We start from the raw sequence: 1,612 nt of genomic DNA on the forward strand, positions 1-1,612 counted from the left end.
CACCCGGCCACACTTAAGCATGAGGCAAATAAGAAAGATATTTAAAAAGCAGCCTTGATCTTTTTTGCTTCGTTTTTTGGATCAAGCCAAAAAATGAAGTCGGGTTTGGGCGAAGCGCCAATTTATTTAGGACGCTATTGAAAATAAACCTTTACGGATAAGAAAACCCCAAGTCTAGCTCGACCTGGGGTTTCTTATTTTTGTGTGGCTATTCAGTAAGACAAAGCTCGATCAGCTAGCCCATGCAAAGCTCATTTTCGGAAAAGCTCACATCTTCCGTTTCCCTTTTTCCCTTTTCGATATAAGTCATTAATTCTCCTGCCAAACTATCTTGTAGATTTTCAGAATCTGTCATGAATGGTTTCAGCTTAATTAAATCATCAATCCCAACCTCTTTTAATAAATTATGTAGAGCAGGGTTATCATCAACATTAGCCGAAGCAAAAGTGCTTAATCGATCGAATTGCCAATACTTAATATCGTTTTTTTGCAAGCCCGAAATCTCTTTCAACCTATCGCCCTCGGGGGTGCAGTTATGCGTTACAAATAAAAAAGTGCGAAACACCAATTTATCACCAACTACATTAGCAACAAAATAACCTACTTTCACATTGTTAACGATAATAAAAGGAAATAAAAGATAACCTCTATAAAACTCAAAAGCGTGAATCTCTTCCATTCGGATATTTAAATAGAAATTTAATGAGGACTCGTCTAAAATATCCAATCGCTCCGCTAAGCGATTCAATGCATGAGATTGAATATACACACCTAACTCTTTTTCTTTTCCATTATAATAATTGCCTACTAGGCTAGATGGTATGCTTATCCATTTAAAATGAACCTTAAAATCAGTTTTTCCTAATCGAAATACGGGCCTATAAGTTCCATGAATCTTCAGCATTGTACTTTGAGCATTGTGCACCATAATAGACGAACTATATGCCATATAAAATGGTCTTACCTTAACCGTTTCAATTGAAGATGTATACGCATAATATTTTGTTCTAGGATTAGATGAAGATATTATAAATTGTAACATAAGCCTCCCGTACCAATGATATACCAACTTGTACAATTTCTCAGTTTCAAAACGCTTTAAGAACTTTGTTCGAAATTCAGCCAATATCTCAACACCATCAGCTTTATTTTCAAGAAAACTCGCTAAAGCAAACAAACTACTACACTCCTGAGTTGATAAATAGATATCATTAACCTGAAAAATTCGTTGTCTCGATGATGTCTGTATCTCGTTATTAATAAGTTGAAGCTTTTTAGAAGGTATTTGATGACCAGGAAAACAAATTGGTCGCACAGGTTTTAACACACTACATCTCATTAACTCTAATTCCGAATCCTTTAACAAAGGAAAGTAAGCCTCGTAACCAACCTGTTCCATTGCCCTATATAAGGTTTCCTTAAACTGAGACAGGACTAATTTATAGCAATTATGATCTTTCAGCGCCTTCTGCTGCGGCAACTTCTTTTTCTTATTCTTTTTCTTGCTCATACGCTTATTTTTTTGAGCTCTACACCTAGCCCACACTGCTTATCAAAAAGAAATACAGTTCGTGATTTTAAAATTCAGATCTAAGTTATAAAACTTCGAAAA

General features: G+C 35.2%; 1 protein-coding gene. It reads right to left on the reverse strand.

Annotated elements, in window-relative coordinates:
- Positions 1-235 precede the first annotated feature (235 nt).
- Entirely contained in the window at positions 236-1,510 is a 1,275-nt protein-coding gene (locus ABY905_RS17160; RefSeq protein ID WP_372646107.1) for a hypothetical protein, read from the reverse strand.
- Positions 1,511-1,612: the final 102 nt, after the last annotated feature.

It is taken from the genome of Ancylomarina sp., assembly GCF_041555295.1.
Taxonomy (GTDB): domain Bacteria; phylum Bacteroidota; class Bacteroidia; order Bacteroidales; family Marinifilaceae; genus Ancylomarina.